This window comes from Pseudomonas sp. Irchel s3b5 (assembly GCF_900187435.1).
GTDB lineage: Bacteria > Pseudomonadota > Gammaproteobacteria > Pseudomonadales > Pseudomonadaceae > Aquipseudomonas.
This window is the reverse complement of record NZ_FYDY01000005.1, coordinates 135907-151553: the sequence shown is the minus strand read 5'-3', so window position 1 is coordinate 151553 and position 15647 is coordinate 135907. Positions and strand designations below refer to the sequence as shown.

General features: G+C 60.3%; 16 protein-coding genes. 3 read left to right on the top strand and 13 right to left on the bottom strand.

From position 1 onward, the window contains the following. Nucleotides 1-27: 27 nt before the first annotated feature. The 6 genes from CKW15_RS07905 to ppc form a co-directional block, all read right to left on the bottom strand. Nucleotides 28-849 carry an oxaloacetate decarboxylase gene (locus CKW15_RS07905; protein ID WP_095151998.1) on the bottom strand — a complete coding sequence of 274 codons (822 nt, stop codon included), beginning with the start codon at nucleotides 847-849 and terminating at the stop codon, nucleotides 28-30. Between the two features lie 33 nt (nucleotides 850-882). Next, nucleotides 883-1743, bottom strand: coding sequence for a DUF72 domain-containing protein (locus CKW15_RS07900; protein ID WP_095151997.1), 861 nt, complete (start codon nucleotides 1741-1743; stop codon nucleotides 883-885). Beyond that, nucleotides 1743-2048, bottom strand: coding sequence for a hypothetical protein (locus CKW15_RS07895; protein WP_095061711.1), 306 nt, complete (start codon nucleotides 2046-2048; stop codon nucleotides 1743-1745). Before CKW15_RS07895 ends, CKW15_RS07900 begins: the two co-directional genes overlap by 1 nt. Nucleotides 2049-2265: 217 nt before the next feature. Further along, nucleotides 2266-2940 carry a tRNA (adenosine(37)-N6)-threonylcarbamoyltransferase complex dimerization subunit type 1 TsaB gene (gene tsaB, locus CKW15_RS07890; RefSeq protein WP_095058697.1) on the bottom strand — a complete coding sequence of 225 codons (675 nt, stop codon included), beginning with the start codon at nucleotides 2938-2940 and terminating at the stop codon, nucleotides 2266-2268. 93 nt (nucleotides 2941-3033) lie between these two features. Next, nucleotides 3034-3681 (bottom strand): adenylate kinase, encoded by a 648-nt coding sequence (adk, locus tag CKW15_RS07885; protein WP_095058696.1) that lies wholly within the window; start codon nucleotides 3679-3681, stop codon nucleotides 3034-3036. Nucleotides 3682-3968: 287 nt separating this feature from the next. Then, on the bottom strand, nucleotides 3969-6599 hold the full coding sequence (ppc, locus tag CKW15_RS07880) for a phosphoenolpyruvate carboxylase (protein WP_095151996.1): 2631 nt from the start codon (nucleotides 6597-6599) through the stop codon (nucleotides 3969-3971). 199 nt (nucleotides 6600-6798) lie between these two features. Here ppc and CKW15_RS07875 point away from each other — a divergent pair, with 199 nt between their 5' ends. The 3 genes from CKW15_RS07875 to CKW15_RS07865 all read left to right on the top strand — a co-directional run bounded on the left by CKW15_RS07875 (nucleotide 6799) and on the right by CKW15_RS07865 (nucleotide 8719). Continuing rightward, nucleotides 6799-7143, top strand: coding sequence for a pilin assembly protein (locus CKW15_RS07875; RefSeq protein ID WP_095058694.1), 345 nt, complete (start codon nucleotides 6799-6801; stop codon nucleotides 7141-7143). Nucleotides 7144-7461: 318 nt separating this feature from the next. Then, complete coding sequence (locus CKW15_RS07870; RefSeq protein WP_095151995.1) at nucleotides 7462-7875, top strand: DUF4398 domain-containing protein; 414 nt, start codon at nucleotides 7462-7464, stop codon at nucleotides 7873-7875. 46 nt (nucleotides 7876-7921) lie between these two features. Then, nucleotides 7922-8719, top strand: coding sequence for an OmpA family protein (locus tag CKW15_RS07865; RefSeq protein WP_095151994.1), 798 nt, complete (start codon nucleotides 7922-7924; stop codon nucleotides 8717-8719). Between the two features lie 77 nt (nucleotides 8720-8796). Here the strand turns inward: CKW15_RS07865 and CKW15_RS07860 are convergent, their stop codons facing one another. The 7 genes from CKW15_RS07860 to prfB all read right to left on the bottom strand — a co-directional run bounded on the left by CKW15_RS07860 (nucleotide 8797) and on the right by prfB (nucleotide 15599). Beyond that, on the bottom strand, nucleotides 8797-9126 hold the full coding sequence (locus CKW15_RS07860) for a hypothetical protein (protein ID WP_095058691.1): 330 nt from the start codon (nucleotides 9124-9126) through the stop codon (nucleotides 8797-8799). Then, nucleotides 9123-10037 carry an alpha/beta hydrolase gene (locus CKW15_RS07855; RefSeq protein ID WP_095058690.1) on the bottom strand — a complete coding sequence of 305 codons (915 nt, stop codon included), beginning with the start codon at nucleotides 10035-10037 and terminating at the stop codon, nucleotides 9123-9125. The genes CKW15_RS07860 and CKW15_RS07855 overlap by 4 nt, the downstream gene beginning before the upstream one ends. A 147-nt stretch (nucleotides 10038-10184) precedes the next feature. Then, nucleotides 10185-11462, bottom strand: a complete 1278-nt coding sequence (locus CKW15_RS07850) for a flavohemoglobin expression-modulating QEGLA motif protein (protein ID WP_095058689.1) — start codon at nucleotides 11460-11462, stop codon at nucleotides 10185-10187. 33 nt (nucleotides 11463-11495) lie between these two features. Further along, complete coding sequence (locus tag CKW15_RS07845) at nucleotides 11496-12050, bottom strand: hypothetical protein (RefSeq protein ID WP_095151993.1); 555 nt, start codon at nucleotides 12048-12050, stop codon at nucleotides 11496-11498. A 39-nt stretch (nucleotides 12051-12089) separates the two neighbouring features. Beyond that, nucleotides 12090-12794 carry a TetR family transcriptional regulator gene (locus CKW15_RS07840; protein WP_095151992.1) on the bottom strand — a complete coding sequence of 235 codons (705 nt, stop codon included), beginning with the start codon at nucleotides 12792-12794 and terminating at the stop codon, nucleotides 12090-12092. Between the two features lie 111 nt (nucleotides 12795-12905). Beyond that, nucleotides 12906-14408, bottom strand: a complete 1503-nt coding sequence (gene lysS / locus CKW15_RS07835; RefSeq protein ID WP_095151991.1) for a lysine--tRNA ligase — start codon at nucleotides 14406-14408, stop codon at nucleotides 12906-12908. A gap of 95 nt (nucleotides 14409-14503) precedes the next feature. Next, a protein-coding gene (gene prfB, locus CKW15_RS07830) for a peptide chain release factor 2 (protein WP_143498399.1) occupies nucleotides 14504-15599 on the bottom strand; the annotation gives its coding sequence in 2 pieces (ribosomal slippage) (nucleotides 14504-15526 and nucleotides 15528-15599; 1095 coding nt in all). Nucleotides 15600-15647: the final 48 nt, after the last annotated feature.

Here is a 15647-nt window from a genome sequence, read left to right as displayed (position 1 = left end):
CTCGTCCCCCCGCTACACACTCTATGTTCAACCCTTGAACAATTGATTGGCTTGGGCAAACGGCATGGAACGTGAAGTGAACCCGAACGTACCCGACGTCTGGATTTCTTCGGCGGCGCGGAAGAATTCGCCATACGCCGCCAGCGCGAGCGCCGAGCCCACGCTGATGCGCTTGACGCCCATTTCACTCAACTGCGCGACCGTCAGCTTCAGACCGCCCGACATCAAAATGTTCACCGGCTTGGGCGCCACCGCACGCACCACCGCCAGTACATCCTCGGCGTTGCGCAGGCCCGGTGCGTAAAGCACGTCGGCGCCCGCCTCGGCGAATGCCTGCAAGCGGCGGATGGTGTCTGGCAAATCCGGATTACCGTGCAGAAAGTTCTCCGCCCGGGCCGTCAGGGTGAAAGGAAACGCCAAGCTGCGAGCAGCAGCGACGGCAGCTTCGATGCGCGCCACTGCATGTTCAAAGCAGTAGATCGGGCCCTCTTCGCGGCCGGTGGCATCTTCAATCGAACCACCGACGGCGCCCGCCTCTGCCGCGCGCAAAATACTCTTGGCGCAATCGGCGGGGTTGTCGGCAAAACCGTTTTCCAGGTCCACCGCCACCGGCAAGTCCGTGGCGCCGACAATCGCCCGGACGTTTGCCAGCGTGTCGTCCAGGGTCAGGCCGCCATCGGGACGAGCCTGGGAAAAGGCATAGCCGGCACTGGTGGTCGCCAGCGCCTCGAAGCCCAGACTGGCGAGCATTTTCGCCGAGCCGGCATCCCACGGGTTGGGAATCACAAAAGCACCGCTGCGTTCGTGCAAGGCTTTAAACGCTTGGGCTCGAAGGGTTTGCGCATCCATTGGCAGGCTCCTGAAAGGGGAACGAATCCGCCTTCAGAGCAGGCCAAGTTGCTCGGCGGCGGGTTCTCTGTATAGCTCAGGCAGCGCCGACAAGCCAGGCAAACGTAGCATCAATCTGGCGTGAAAACGTTGCGCCAGTTTGGCTGCGAGCAGGTTGTCGGCAGTGTGCAGGAAGATGTAAGGCGCGCGGCCCTCTTCGATCCACAGGGCGATTTTCTCCACCCACGGCAGCAGGAAGGGATCGTTGGCCTCAAGTTCGGGATGACCGATGAAGCGCACCTGCGGGAACTGCGTGAACGCTGCCGGGCGCGTTGGGACTCGGGGTTTCTTGGATTGAGCATGCAGCACCGAAGGTTCGGTCGAGGTGCAGCTGAACAGCGCACGCGGATCGAGGCAGATGCGTTCGACACCGCGATCCAGCAACAGGCGATTGAGCATGCGCTCGCTATCGCCCTTGGCGAAGAAGTCGTCATGCCGCACTTCCACGGCCAGAGGCCGTTCCAGGGCATCGATAAATCCAGCCAGTTCCGGCAAGCGTTGCGGCGTGAAGCTTTTCGACAACTGCAACCACAGGGGCGACACACGTTCGCCGAGCGGGCTGAGCAACTGCAGAAAGGTTTCGGCGGCAGTGAGCTGTTCGCGCAGGTCACCGCCGTGGCTGATCTCGCCGGGAAATTTGGCGGTGAACCGAAAATGTTCGGGCATGGTGTCGGCCCAGCGCTGCACCGTCGTGGCAGCCGGACTCGCGTAGAAGGTCGTGTTGCCTTCCACGGCGTTGAATACTTGGGAGTAGAGATTCAGAAATTCAGCGGGTCTGGCGTCTGGCGGATACAGATAGTCACGCCAGGCGTTTTCACTCCAGGAGGGGCAGCCGAGGTAGTAAGGCAGATCCATCAGATGTACAGGTCGAGACCCAGCACTTCCGCATCCCAATCGACGAACCCGGCGGTGCTCAGGTAGCTGGCCAACGCCATGGCCACACTTTTGCTCATCGCACGGTGATAAAGCATGTCCTGCTGGCGGGCCGGGAGATTGCTGAGCTTTTGCGCAGAGGCTTTGGCGGCACGGGCAGCCAGTTGCTCTTGAGTCGGAAATTCCAGCTCGCCGTCGATATCGACGGACTCGTCTTCCACCACATGGCCTTTGCGAGGCTTGCGCTTGATCGGGTAGGACTGAGAGGAAACGCCGTCTATACGCATAAAGGTATGCTCGGGATCAGTGATGGCAGTTTAGTGGCGCGGAATCCACTTCGCAAACGGCCGAGTGATCACTAGAACACATAAAAGGGAAAAGGTTTAAAAGCTGGGGTTAGAAACCGATGATTGGTGGTGCCTGTAGAAGATCGCAGCCTGCGGCAGCTCCTACGGGGGAATGCGATCTCTGTAGGCGCCGCCGAAGGCTGCGATCTTTCAAGGTTTAACGCGCTTTAGGCGTCGCCACCTTATCGCGCAGATAAACCGGCTGAGCTTCATCGGCGACGATGGCCTCGCCGCGCTCCCAGGCAAACCGCGCCAGGGTCAGCAGGTCTTCAGCGTGAGGCAGCATGCCCGCGTCCTGCCCGCTCAGGCTGACAGCGATACGCTCGGCATACCCCCAACCCGTGCCCGCACCAAACCATTCGCCACTGGCATCGGCCGGCAATGCAGCCGACTCCGGAGGCAATACCGCTTCGGCGCCGACCAGTCGCATTTCCCCTGCCGTCTCGCGGTAGCAACCCCAATACACTTCGTCCATGCGCGCATCAATGGCCGCAGCGACCTGGCTGGCACCGTGTTCGCGATAGGCGCGCTGGGCCAAAACGGCGAGGTTCGACACCGGCAGCACCGGGCGCTCCAGCGCGAATGCCAAGCCTTGCACGACACCGATGGCAATGCGCACGCCGGTAAAGGCACCCGGCCCGCGACCGAACGCAATGGCATCGACCGCTTGCAGGGTGGTCCCGGCATCAGCCAGCAACTGCTGAATCATCGGCAACAGCTTCTGCGCATGCAGGCGCGGGATCACCTCGTAATGGCTCGTCACTTTGCCGTCATGCAGCAAGGCAACGGAGCAAGCTTCAGTCGCGGTGTCCAGGGCCAGCAAGGTGCTCATCGATGTATCCACAAGAGAGGTCGGAAAAAGTGCGTCAGTATAAACAACTACGGCCCGCAAGCGGGCCGTAGAAGGTGAAGCGATTCAGACTTTTCAGCTCAGCGCTGCAAGCACCTTGGCGGTGATGGCTTCAACCGAACCCACGCCTTCGATGTGGCTGTACTTCGGCTTGCCGTTGGCGGCCGACAGCTTCTGGTAGAAATCCACCAGCGGCTTGGTCTGCGAATGGTAGACCGACAGGCGATGACGCACGGTTTCTTCAGTGTCGTCCTTGCGCTGTACCAGCTCTTCGCCGGTGACGTCGTCTTTACCGGCAGCTTTCGGCGGGTTGTAGACGATGTGGTAAACGCGGCCGCTGGCCTCGTGAACACGGCGACCGGCGATACGCTGGACGATTTCTTCGTCTTCAACGGCGATTTCAACCACGGCATCCAGTTCAACGCCGGCAGTCACCAGAGCTTCAGCCTGAGGAATGGTGCGCGGGAAGCCGTCGAACAGGAAGCCGTTGGCGCAGTCGGACTGAGCGATACGGTCTTTGACCAGCGCGATGATCAGGTCGTCGGAGACCAGGCCGCCGGCATCCATGATGCTCTTGGCCTTGATGCCCAGCTCGGTGCCAGCCTTGACCGCGGCACGCAGCATGTCGCCGGTGGAGATTTGCGGAATGCCGAATTTTTCGGTGATGAACTGTGCCTGAGTACCTTTACCGGCCCCGGGAGCTCCCAGCAGAATGACGCGCATCGATGTGCTCCTCAATTTTTTATATAGATAACGTCAGATTCGCCTCGTGGGGCCAATCTCAAAATAGGGTCGTGACCGCCCAAACGGCCAAAGGCTGATCAAGATACACAGCAGGCTGCGACCACACAAGCCGCCGAAAGTCGGAGAAACCGCCGCCTCTTGCGACCATTGCGCGCAGTTCCCCAAGTCGCAACCCCATCATTAACTGTCGCTTGGCAGCACTTTTGGACCTGTCACACGACGGCATCCGACTCAAGCGCCGGATGCCTGATCCCACGACAAAATCGTTAGCCGGTGTTACGCAATCCGGCGGCAATCCCCGCTACAGACACCAGCAGCGCCTGTTCTACCGGGCTGCCCTGCGCCACGTCCTGTTGCCGCGAACGGGCCAGCAATTCGGCCTGCAATAGATGAAGCGGGTCGAGGTAGGTGTTGCGCAACCGGATGAACTCAAGGGTCGCTGGGCTATGTGCCAGCAGCTGTGACTGCCCGGTCAGGCCGAGGACGATGGTGCACGCCTGCGACAATAGGTCGCGTAAGTGCGCGCCCAACGGCAACAGATCCGGCGTGACCAGACGCAAATCATAGGATTGGGCAATCTCTGCGTCGGCTTTGGCCAGGACCATTTCCAGCATATCGATGCGGGTGCGGAAGAACGGCCACTGCTCGCGCATTTGCCCCAACAGCTCACCTTCGCCGCGTTCCAGTGCCTTGCTCAGGGCCGCTTCCCAGCCGAGCCAGGCCGGCAGCATCAAGCGCGTCTGGGTCCAGCCGAAGATCCACGGAATCGCCCGCAGGCTTTCAATCCCGCCGGCCCGACGCTTGGCCGGGCGACTGCCGAGCGGCAAGCGCCCCAGTTCCTGCTCTGGCGTTGACTGCCGGAAGTACTCGACGAACTGCGGGTTTTCCCGCACCACGGCGCGGTAAGCACTGACGCCGTCTGCGGCCAATTCATCCATCAAGTGCCGCCATTCAGGCGTCGGCGGCGGTGGCGGCAACAGCGTCGCTTCGAGCACCGCTGCCAGGTACAGATTGAGGTTCTGCTCGGCGATGTCCGGCAGACCGAATTTGAATCGAATCATTTCGCCCTGTTCGGTGGTGCGGAAGCGCCCCGCCACCGAACCCGGTGGCTGCGACAGAATCGCCGCATGCGCCGGGCCACCACCACGGCCCACGGTGCCGCCACGGCCATGGAACAACAGCAGTTCCACTTGTTGCTCGCGGCAGATATCCACCAGTCGCTCCTGCGCCCGATACTGCGCCCAGGCCGCCGCCGTGGTGCCGGCGTCCTTGGCCGAGTCGGAGTAGCCGATCATCACTTCCTGCGGTCCTTGCAGGCGCGCGCGATAGCCCGGCAACAGCAACAGCTTCTCGATCACCGGTCCGGCGTTGTCGAGGTCGGCGAGGGTCTCAAACAACGGCACCACACGCATCGGCCGCAACACGCCGGACTCTTTGAGCAGCAGTTGCACCGCCAGCACATCGGAAGCCGCCCCGGCCATAGAGATCACATAGGAACCGAGGGACGCCCCCGGCGCAGCGGCGATTTCGCGGCAGGTCGCCAACACTTCGGCCGTGTCGGCGGACGGTTTGAAGTACGTCGGCAACAACGGTCGACGGTTGTTCAGCTCACGCATCAGGAAGGCGATGCGCTCCTCTTCGCTCCAGTCTTCGTAGCGACCGAGGCCCAGGTAATCGGTGATTTCAGTCATCGCAGCGCTGTGCCGCGACGAATCCTGACGCACATCGAGCCGCACCAGGAACAGCCCGAACGTCACCGCCCGACGCAGGCAATCGAGCAGCGGCCCGTCGGCGATCACGCCCATGCCGCATTCGTGCAACGAGTGGTAACAGAGCTCCAGCGGATCGAGCAGTTCGCGATTGTTTTGCAGCACCTCGGCGGGGGCCGGCGTGAGTGTCGACAGCGACGTGTGCGCCCAGTTGCGAGTCGCACGCAGGCGTTCGCGCAATTGTTTGAGCACCGCCCGATACGGTTCGGCGCTGTCCCCGGCCTTGGCTTTCAATTCATCACTGGCTTGCTGCATCGACAGTTCAGCGGCCAGGTGATCGACATCGCGCAGGTACAAGTCAGCCGCCATCCAGCGCGCCAGCAACAGCACCTCGCGGGTCACGGCCGCTGTCACGTTGGGATTGCCGTCACGGTCGCCGCCCATCCATGAGGCAAAGCGAATCGGCGCGGCCTCCAGCGGTAAACGCAGGCCGGTGGCCGCATGCAGCGCCTGATCGGCCTTTCGCAGGTAGTTGGGAATCGCCTGCCACAGCGAATGCTCGATCACCGCGAAACCCCACTTTGCTTCGTCCACGGGCGTGGGGCGCGTGCGGCGGATTTCTTCGGTGTGCCAGGCTTCGGCGATCAGGCGTTGCAGCGTGGTTTTGATCTGATCGCGTTCGGCGCCGGTCAGATCGCGATGGTCCAGTGCGGCCAGTTGCGCGGCGATGGCGTCGTATTTCTGGATCAGCGTACGCCGCGCGACTTCGGTCGGGTGCGCGGTCAGCACCAGCTCAATCTCCAGCCGTCCCAACTGTCGGGCCAGGGCTTCGGCCCCGTGCCCTTCGGCGCGCAGGCGAGCGAGCAATTCCGGCAACACGCGAGATTCGAACGGTGCCTGTTGGGATTCTTCGCGCCGGTGAATCAACTGGTACTGCTCGGCGATGTTGGCCAGGTTGAGAAACTGGTTGAACGCCCGCGCCACCGGCAGCAATTCATCGTCGGTCAGCTGGTTGAGGCTGGCGCTGAGTTCGGCGTCCATGGAGCCGCGACGGTCAGCCTTGGCGCCCTTGCGGATCTGCTCGATCTTGTCGAGAAAGCCGTCGCCATACTGCTCACGAATGGTATTGCCCAGCAGCTCACCCAACAGGTGAACGTCTTCGCGCAAGCGTGCATCAATATCAGTCATCAGCAGTTCTCCAGCAGAAATCCGGGCGGCCAAGCCCTAGAGAGTGCCGCTCCAGACCGGTTCTTACAAGCCAGACGACGAAGGGCCTTTAAACCTTGCGCGTTGAAGCTAGTCTGAACAGTAGCCGTATAGCGGCTGTCGTCGGCCATGGCCGAACACTCTCCAGACCTGCCACGAGCAGGCGTGCATTGAGGTCTTTATGAAAATCCGTGAGCTCGCCCACCACTGGGAAGAAAACGCCAAAGGTCGCCTGACCGATACCGGTTATGCGATCCATCTGGACGTGGAAGCTGCCGCACGGTTGGCGGCGATTATCGAAATGTACCCCAAGCGGCAGCCTGAAGAACTGCTCGGCGACCTGATCGGCGCCGCGCTGGAAGAACTGGAAAGAAGCTTTCCATATGTGAAGGGCTCGACAGTGGTCGCCACCGATGAAGAAGGCGATCCGCTGTATGAGGACGTCGGGGCGACCCCGCGTTTCCTTGCGCTGTCCCGCCAGCATTTGCACGATTTGTCATCCGGTCACGACAAGCAGAAACACTGATTCCTTTCCCCGCCAAACTGCTCAAGGTGGGAGCGAGCCTGCTCGCGATGGTCGTCAACGAAAACTGCGTAGTGACTGAAAAACGCGGTGTCTTGAAGTCCATCGCGAGCAGGCTCGCTCCTACAGTTTTTCGGATGAGCTCCCCGCCCATCCAGCCGCATCTTTTTCGATAGCTAGCTAAATTCTCTGAACTTTCAAAAAACGCCTCGGGTCAACCCAAGTAACCACGCCTGGGACGAGCGTTTCAGAACGCCCCGCAAATGACGGTTCAAGCTCCTTGCCCAGGATGGATGTCGACGTTTTTCAGGAGCTGGCCCAATGGAGTTGAAGACCATGAAAACCCGAACTGGCACATCCTCGTTCACTCAACTGCGTAGCCTGAAACTGGCGGCGTTGGCCCTCGGCAGCAGCCTGGTACTGGCCGGTTGCGCCGGCAATCCGCCGACCGAGCAATACGCAGTGACCCAATCGGCCGTCAACGACGCCGTGAGTGCAGGCGGCACCGAATTCGCAGCCGTGGAAATGAAGTCCGCACAGGACAAACTCAAACAAGCCGAAATTGCCATGCACGACAAGCAATACGATCAGGCCCGCCTGCTCGCCGAGCAGGCCGAATGGGACGCTCGCGTGGCAGAGCGCAAGGCCCAGGCAATGAAGGCTGAACAATCAGTGAAGGACGCTCAGCAAGGCGTTCAGGAACTGCGTCAGGAAAGCCAGCGCACCGTTCAGTAGCCGCGCAGCGAGACGTCATTCCTAATCGACTAAAAAGGACGAAATCATGAAACCTAATCAACTGATGATCCCTGCCCTGCTGGCCGTCACCGTTGCGCTGGCAGCCTGTTCCACACCGCCCAACGCCAGCCTCGAACAGGCCCGCACCAATTACTCCGGCCTGCAAGCCGACCCGCAAGCAGCCAAGGTCGCGGCGCTGGAAACCAAGGAAGCCAGCGATTATCTGGCCAAGGCCGATCAGGCGTACAGGGAAAGGGAGGATGCCGCCAAGGTTGACCAACTTGCCTACTTGACCAACCAGCGGGTTGAAGTGGCCAAGCAAACCATCGCCCTGCGCACAGCTGAAGCAAACCTGAAAAACACCTCGGCGCAGCGGGCCGAAGCGCGTCTGGACGCTCGTGATCAGCAAATCAAACAGCTGCAAAACAGCCTCAACGCCAAGCAAACGGATCGCGGCACGCTGGTGACGTTCGGTGATGTGCTGTTTGCCACCGACAAGGCGGAACTCAAGTCCACCGGTCTGATGAACATCAACAAACTCGCGCAGTATCTTCAGGAAAACCCGGAGCGCAAAGCGATCGTCGAGGGGTATACCGACAGCACCGGCACGGCGTCGCACAACCAGTCGCTGTCGGAACGTCGCGCCGGTTCGGTGCGTGCGGCGCTGGTGAAAATGGGCGTGGACCCGACCCGCATCGTTGCCCAGGGTTACGGCAAGGAATACCCGGTGGCGGATAACACCAGCACCTCAGGCCGTGCGATGAATCGTCGGGTGGAAGTGACGATTTCCAATGACAATCAGCCGGTGATACCGCGCTCGGCGGTGAGTTCTTACACCCAATAAGCTGTCATCACACAAAAAACTGTGGGAGCCAGCCTGCTGGCTCCCACATTGGTTCTGGGCTGCTTTCAGGAATTGATTTACTGTTCCAGCTTCTGCGGCGTTTCCTGCCCCATGCAGCGCACAGCTTTTTTCTTGTTGTTGATCAGCACGCCGGTCAGGCCTTTCTGTTCCATGTCGAACAACACCAGCACGCCATCGATGCACTGCGCCACTTGGGCGGCCGGTTCCAGGGAGACTCGATAGTCTTCGCCCGGCACGGTCTTGAGCATGGTGAATTCGTTGAGCAGCAGCGCATCTTCGGGCTTGGCAAAGTGCAGGTAGCCGTACCACCACAGGGCACCGACGGTGCCGAGGATGGTGCAGATACCGGTGATGATCAGCGGGATGGCGTTACGTTCTTCACTCATTGCGGGCTCTCTGGTGGTTCATTTTCAGAATTCGGGGGGGCCGGGTAATTGGGGATTTCACCCAGGCGGCGCAGACCGTTGAAATGTTGCGGGTCTTCAAGATAACGCAGCATGACAGTGCGCCAGACCGGGTCGGCGAACGTCTGCACATGCCCGCCGCGAGTCAGTTGCAACACCCTCGGCGGCGGCGCAGCTTGATACAGACGGATGCCGTTGGAAAGAGGCACGATCGGATCGTCGATGCTGTGGTAGAGCAGTTTCGGCACGCCATTGAGTTGCGCCATGGAGTTGATCGCACTGTCGCCGTCCGGCACCAGCCACGACAAAGGCACCTGGAACGGCCAGGTCAGCCATGAAGTACTCAACGCAAACTGCCCGATGCTTCGATAGCTGGCGGGCACACCATCAAGGACAAACGCCTTCAGTTGTTTCTGTCGTTCCGGGTGCTGGACCAGGTAATGCACGGCCATCGAGCCACCGAGGCTCTGGCCGAGCAGGATCAGCGGCTTGCCTTTGACCTCCGGCGCCTGGTCGAGCCATTTGAAGGCCGCGTCGATGTCTTGATAGATCGCGGGCAGGCTCGGCTCGCCTTCGGACAAGCCATAACCGCGGTAGTCCACCAGCAACACCTGGTAACCCTCTTTCGGCAACCAATAGCTTCCGCCCAGGTGCATGGGCAGGTTTCCGCCATTGCCATGCAGGTGCAGCACCGTGCCTTTGACCTCGACACCTTGTTTCGCCGGCAGCCACCAGGCGTTCAGCTTGAGGCCGTCGGCAGTGGTCAGGGTGATGACTCGGTATTCGAGCCCGGCTTTTTCCGGGGTGAACAACTGGCCGGGTTCGGGGTAAAACAGCAGCGAACTGCAACCGCTCAAGGTCAGGAGAAGGCAGAGGGTGCCGAGGATTCTCATCCGGTGAAACCTCGCAGATAACGGGATTGGAATGCATCCCCTGTAGGAGCTGGCTTGCCAGCGAAAGCGGTTCAACATGCAACATGGTTGTTGTCTGATATGACGCATTCGCTGGCAAGCCAGCTCCTACAGGGAAGGTCGCCAGGATTACAGGATATTTGAGTAATCCGCTTCGATCCGGTCCAGGCTCAGGTGGTTGAGGAAGTTCGAGAAACACATCCACGCCGACAGCGCGTTCATGTCGCGGAACTGTTCCGGCAGGTACTTGGGCGGCACCACAAGGCCTTCATCCACCAACTGGCGCAAGGTGCGCATATCTTCCAGCGTGGTCTTGCCGCAGAACAGCAGCGGGATCTGCTCCAGCTTGCCTTTGCGCACGGCCAGCTGAATGTAGTTGTAAATCATGATGAAGCCCTTGAGGTAGGACAAGTCTTTGGTAAATGGCAGACCTGTCGGCACCGAACCACGGAAAACGCGGCTGGTGTTGCTGTAGCTCTCGGGCATTTCGAAACCTTGCTCGCGGAAGAACTCGAACACCTGCAGGAAGTCGGCCCCCTCCTCCACCATGTGAATCGCGCGGGTACGGTTGGTCAGTTTGCGCAGGCGGCTCGGGTAAGAGGCGAAGGTGATGATTTCCATCAGGATCGCCAGGCCTTCCTGGGTCACCGTCGACGAGGGCGGACCTTTAGCCAGGAAGGTGCAGATCGGCTGGTTCAAACCATTGAGCGTGGTGCCGACGTGCACCAGCCCTTCGTGGACTTCCAGGGCGCGCACATCACGGTTGTTGAACATCGCATCGGAACGGATCTTGATGTAGTCGGCGCCCGCCGCGGCATCCGCGACGATGCCGTCTGACTCGAACACCCGAATGGTTTCCTCGGCCTCGCCAAACACCTTGTTCAACCGATGCTGGAGCATCTCGACCGCTTCCTTGGCGGTCAGCGTCTTGGGCTCATCCTTGAGGTCGCCACGGCCGTCGATGTTATTCAGGTAATCGGAGAGCATCAGGCCCAGGTCGGACAGGGTCGGGTCGCCGGCATGGAACGCGTCGGACGCGGCGCCGTACAACTCTTGGGAGATCAGGCCGAAGTCCTCGGTGCCGCGCGCTTCGAGCATGCGGATCACCATGCGGTATTCCTTGCACATGCGTCGCATGATCTGGCCGACCGGGTTGAACTGACCGAGCTGGCGGGTGATATCGCGCTCGATGTTCTGGAATTCCAGCTTCACCTTGCTGGAGTCGAACGCCAGCGGCCGGTTGAGGTAATAGTCGCGATCGACCGCTGGCATTTCCTTGCCCTTGGCCTTGAGGAATCCCTGGCGAATGCTGTCGTCCCACTTGACCGCATCAAGGACGCGAATGGGCGTCTGCGCCAGCACAATGCGATCGGACAATATGCGTATCGACTGCTGGTAATCGTCCACCCGAAACTCCTGTAAGTACCTGTTGTGTGCTGGTTATTTGGCCTTGGCCTGGCGCTGATAGCGCACCGCCTCGATGAACACATCGGAATTGGCCGGGTCGTCGAGGTAAGCGGCGACTTTATCCATGGGGCTGTTGATCAACACGCCTGCGCCGTCCTCAGTCTGAAACGCTTCGCCGCTCAGGGCATTTTGCTTCAGCGCCTGGTTGATCTGTTCGAGGTCGAGGTTGTACAGCACCAGCTCACGCTTGTCGGTCAATTCAAAGCCGCCAATGATGAAATGCCCGCCGAACTGCGCCGGCACCTTCGCCGACAGGTACCAGCGGCTGCCATGGTGCGAGACCGTGAAGGGATAGGCTTCACGCTCCTTGGGTTTGGCCTTGAAATAGCTGACGGCCTGATAGCGGTTGTCAGCGATGCGCGTCAGTTCCAGATTGACGGGTTCGCCCCAGGCGCTGGTGCTGGTCCATTTGCCGAGCAATCCTTTGGGCGCGGGGTCGCTCGTGGGCAGCGGCTCCTTGAAGGTCACCAGACAGCCACTGAGCAACAGGAACGACAAGGCGATCACAACGACACGCCAGGCTTTCATTCAACACTCCCTTTGAACACATACCGCTTTTGCAGGGGATCAGACTGACGCCAACACCAGATGCATGTACCGCGTCAGATTGCCGAGCATTTCCTCTTCGGCGACCGGATCGGCGTCGTTGAGCAGGCCCTGATATTCCATCCGTCCGATTATGGCCGTCAACACTTTGGCATCTTGTTGCGGCTCATGCGAGCCCAAGACCTGGAAAAGCTGGCAGGATCCCTGCAACAGAATTTGCTGATGCGAGCGCACCAACTCAGCCAGGCGCGGGTTCAACAGCGCTTCCTGACGGAACGCCTGTTCGGCCATCAAATGCTCTCGGCGTGTGATCAGTTGCCGGTGAACATAGTCCGTCATCAGCCGCGCAATGTCGTCCGCCAGCGTTGAACGAGCCTGCGGGCTGCCATCGCCACTGGCGATCATGTCGCGCAGCAGGCCTTCGTTGTTCACCCACAGCTTGGCCATGTAGGCGGCGCTACGTTCCACGTATTGCGCGAAGGTATCGGTGAGCAGGTCATCGATATCCTTGAAATAGTAGGTGGTCGCCGACAACGGCACTTGCGCCTCGGCGGCCACTGCACGGTGCCGCACGGCGCGCACGCCATCGCGCACGACGATGCGCATGGCGGCGTCGAGAATGTCCTGTCGCCGCTGTTCACTGCCCTGTCGGCTGGCCTTGCGACCCTGGTACTGAACACTTTCAGCGACCGCAGTGGCGATATCCGCTGCACCTTCTTGAGCCATTGCACCGTTCACGACAGGAATCCTCTCTCTTCAAAAGTAACCAATTGATACGTTTGTACCAGACAGGCAATAAAAAGCCGCCCATTTCAGGCGGCTTTTTAATTGAAACACTTACGCTTGCGGTCGCATGTGCGGGAACAGGATCACGTCGCGGATCGACGGGGAGTTGGTCAGCAGCATCACCAGACGGTCAATACCGATGCCTTCACCCGCCGTTGGCGGCATGCCGTACTCCAGCGCACGAACGAAGTCGGCGTCGTAGTGCATGGCTTCGTCGTCACCGGCGTCCTTGTCGGCCACTTGAGCCATGAAGCGCTCGGCCTGGTCTTCCGCGTCGTTCAACTCGGAGTAGGCGTTGGCGATTTCGCGGCCACCGATGAACAACTCGAAGCGGTCGGTGACGTTCGGGTTGTCGTCGTTGCGACGGGCCAGCGGCGACACTTCGAACGGGTACTGGGTAATGAAGTGCGGCTGTTCCAGCTTGTGCTCGACCAGCTCTTCGAAAATCATCACCTGCAGCTTGCCCAGACCTTCGAAGCCCAGCACCTTGGCGCCGGCCTTCTTGGCGATGGCACGAGCCTTGTCGATGTCATTCAGGTCGTCAGCGGTCAGCTCAGGGTTGTACTTGAGGATCGAGTCGAACACCGACAGACGCACGAACGGCTCACCGAAGTGGAACACCTTGTCGCCGTACGGCACGTCGGTGCTGCCCAGAACCAGCTGCGCCAGTTCGCGGAACAATTCTTCGGTCAGGTCCATGTTGTCTTCGTAGTCGGCGTAAGCCTGGTAGAACTCCAACATGGTGAATTCAGGGTTGTGACGGGTCGAAACGCCTTCGTTACGGAAGTTGCGGTTGATCTCGAACACTTTCTCGAAGCCGCCAACCACCAGGCGCTTGAGGTACAGCTCCGGCGCGATACGCAGGAACATGCCCATGTCCAAGGCGTTGTGGTGGGTTTCGAACGGCTTGGCTGCCGCGCCGCCCGGAATGGTCTGCAGCATCGGCGTTTCCACTTCCAGGAAGTCACGCTGCATCAGGAAGCTGCGGATGTGGGCGATGACTTGCGAACGCACGCGGAACGTCTGGCGCACGTCTTCGTTGACGATCAGGTCAACGTAACGCTGACGGTAGCGCTGTTCGGTGTCGGTCAGGCCGTGGTGCTTGTCCGGCAGCGGGCGCAGGGATTTGGTCAGCAGGCGCACGTTGGTCATTTCGACGTACAGGTCGCCCTTGCCGGAACGGGCCAGGGTGCCTTCGGCGGCAATGATGTCGCCCATGTCCCAGGTTTTCACCGCGGCCAGGGTTTCTTCGGACAGGGTCTTGCGGTTGACGTAGACCTGGATACGACCGGTCATGTCCTGGATCACCATGAACGAGCCACGGTTGAGCATGATGCGACCGGCAACCTTGACCGGGATTGCAGCCTCTGCCAGCTCTTCCTTGGTCTTGTCCGCGTACTGTTTCTGCAGCGCATCGCAGTAGTTGTCGCGGCGGAAGTCGTTCGGGAAGGCATTGCCCTTGGCACGCTCGGCAGCAAGCTTTTCCTTGCGCAGGGCGATCAGGGAGTTTTCTTCCTGTTGCAGGGCTTGCGGGTCGAGTTCTAGGTCGCTCATGTCTTTAAATATTCCATCTGGTTCGTTGTCCCCGGCCTGCGGCCGGGGATCGCCGGCGAGCCGGCTCCTACAGGGGATCGCGGTGTGTCAGTAACTTACAGCCCGGATTTCAGGCTGGCTTCCAGGTATTCGTCGATGTCGCCGTCGAGCACCTTGTCGCAGTCGCTGCGTTCGATGTTAGTGCGCAGATCCTTGATGCGCGAGGCATCGAGTACATAAGAGCGGATCTGATGACCCCAGCCGATATCCGACTTGGTGTCTTCCAGCGCCTGGGACGCCGCGTTGCGCTTCTGCATTTCCTGCTCGTACAACTTGGCCCGCAGCATTTTCATGGCGGTGTCCTTGTTGGCGTGCTGGGAACGTTCGTTCTGGCAGCTGACCACGGTGTTGGTCGGTACGTGGGTGATACGTACGGCCGAGTCGGTGGTGTTTACGTGCTGACCACCGGCACCCGAGGAACGATAGGTGTCGATCCGCAAGTCTGCCGGGTTGATTTCGATTTCCACCTTGTCATCGATCTCTGGCGAGACAAACACTGCGCTGAACGAGGTGTGGCGACGGTTGCCGGAGTCGAACGGGCTCTTGCGCACCAGACGGTGGACGCCGATCTCGGTACGCAGCCAGCCAAAGGCGTATTCGCCCTTGATGTGCACGGTGGCACCTTTGATCCCGGCGACTTCACCGGCCGACAGCTCCATGATGGTCGCTTCGAAACCGCGTTTGTCGGCCCAGCGCAGGTACATGCGCAACAGGATGTTGGCCCAGTCCTGGGCTTCGGTGCCGCCGGAACCGGCCTGGATGTCCAGGTAGGCGTTGTTCGGGTCCATTTCATGGCTGAACATGCGCCGGAATTCCAGCTTGGCGAGGTTTTCCTCGAGACGGGCCAGCTCGGCGACGACATCGCCCACTGCGCCTTCGTCGTTTTCTTCGACGGCCATGTCCAGCAGGTCGCGGCAATCGGCCAGACCGGTGTTCAGTTCGTCGAGGGTCTCGACGATCTGCGCCAGCGCAGCGCGCTCGCGGCCCAGTTCCTGGGCGTATTCAGGTTTGTTCCAGACACTCGGATCTTCAAGCTCGCGATTGACTTCGGTCAGACGCTCATGCTTTTGATCGTAGTCAAAGATACCCCCGAATAGTTTCGGAGCGCTCGGACAGGTCCTTGATGGTGTTCAGGATCGGGTTGATTTCCATGACGGGCAGCACTCGTTGGCGAACTTTTGAAAGCCGGCGAGTATACCG

What these genes read in the sequence shown, in the direction of transcription:
- CKW15_RS07895 (WP_095061711.1), bottom strand. Translation starts at nt 2,048, where the DNA reads ATGCGTATAGACGGCGTTTCCTCTCAGTCCTACCCGATCAAGCGCAAG.
- CKW15_RS07860 (WP_095058691.1), bottom strand. Translation starts at nt 9,126, where the DNA reads ATGAGTGAAGAACGTAACGCCATCCCGCTGATCATCACCGGTATCTGC.
- CKW15_RS07845 (WP_095151993.1), bottom strand. Translation starts at nt 12,050, where the DNA reads ATGAAAGCCTGGCGTGTCGTTGTGATCGCCTTGTCGTTCCTGTTGCTC.
- lysS (WP_095151991.1), bottom strand. Translation starts at nt 14,408, where the DNA reads ATGAGCGACCTAGAACTCGACCCGCAAGCCCTGCAACAGGAAGAAAAC.
- CKW15_RS07875 (WP_095058694.1), top strand. Translation starts at nt 6,799, where the DNA reads ATGAAAATCCGTGAGCTCGCCCACCACTGGGAAGAAAACGCCAAAGGT.
- CKW15_RS07870 (WP_095151995.1), top strand. Translation starts at nt 7,462, where the DNA reads ATGGAGTTGAAGACCATGAAAACCCGAACTGGCACATCCTCGTTCACT.
- tsaB (WP_095058697.1), bottom strand. Translation starts at nt 2,940, where the DNA reads ATGAGCACCTTGCTGGCCCTGGACACCGCGACTGAAGCTTGCTCCGTT.
- adk (WP_095058696.1), bottom strand. Translation starts at nt 3,681, where the DNA reads ATGCGCGTCATTCTGCTGGGAGCTCCCGGGGCCGGTAAAGGTACTCAG.
- CKW15_RS07905 (WP_095151998.1), bottom strand. Translation starts at nt 849, where the DNA reads ATGGATGCGCAAACCCTTCGAGCCCAAGCGTTTAAAGCCTTGCACGAA.
- CKW15_RS07855 (WP_095058690.1), bottom strand. Translation starts at nt 10,037, where the DNA reads ATGAGAATCCTCGGCACCCTCTGCCTTCTCCTGACCTTGAGCGGTTGC.
- ppc (WP_095151996.1), bottom strand. Translation starts at nt 6,599, where the DNA reads ATGACTGATATTGATGCACGCTTGCGCGAAGACGTTCACCTGTTGGGT.
- CKW15_RS07840 (WP_095151992.1), bottom strand. Translation starts at nt 12,794, where the DNA reads ATGGCTCAAGAAGGTGCAGCGGATATCGCCACTGCGGTCGCTGAAAGT.
- CKW15_RS07865 (WP_095151994.1), top strand. Translation starts at nt 7,922, where the DNA reads ATGAAACCTAATCAACTGATGATCCCTGCCCTGCTGGCCGTCACCGTT.
- CKW15_RS07900 (WP_095151997.1), bottom strand. Translation starts at nt 1,743, where the DNA reads ATGGATCTGCCTTACTACCTCGGCTGCCCCTCCTGGAGTGAAAACGCC.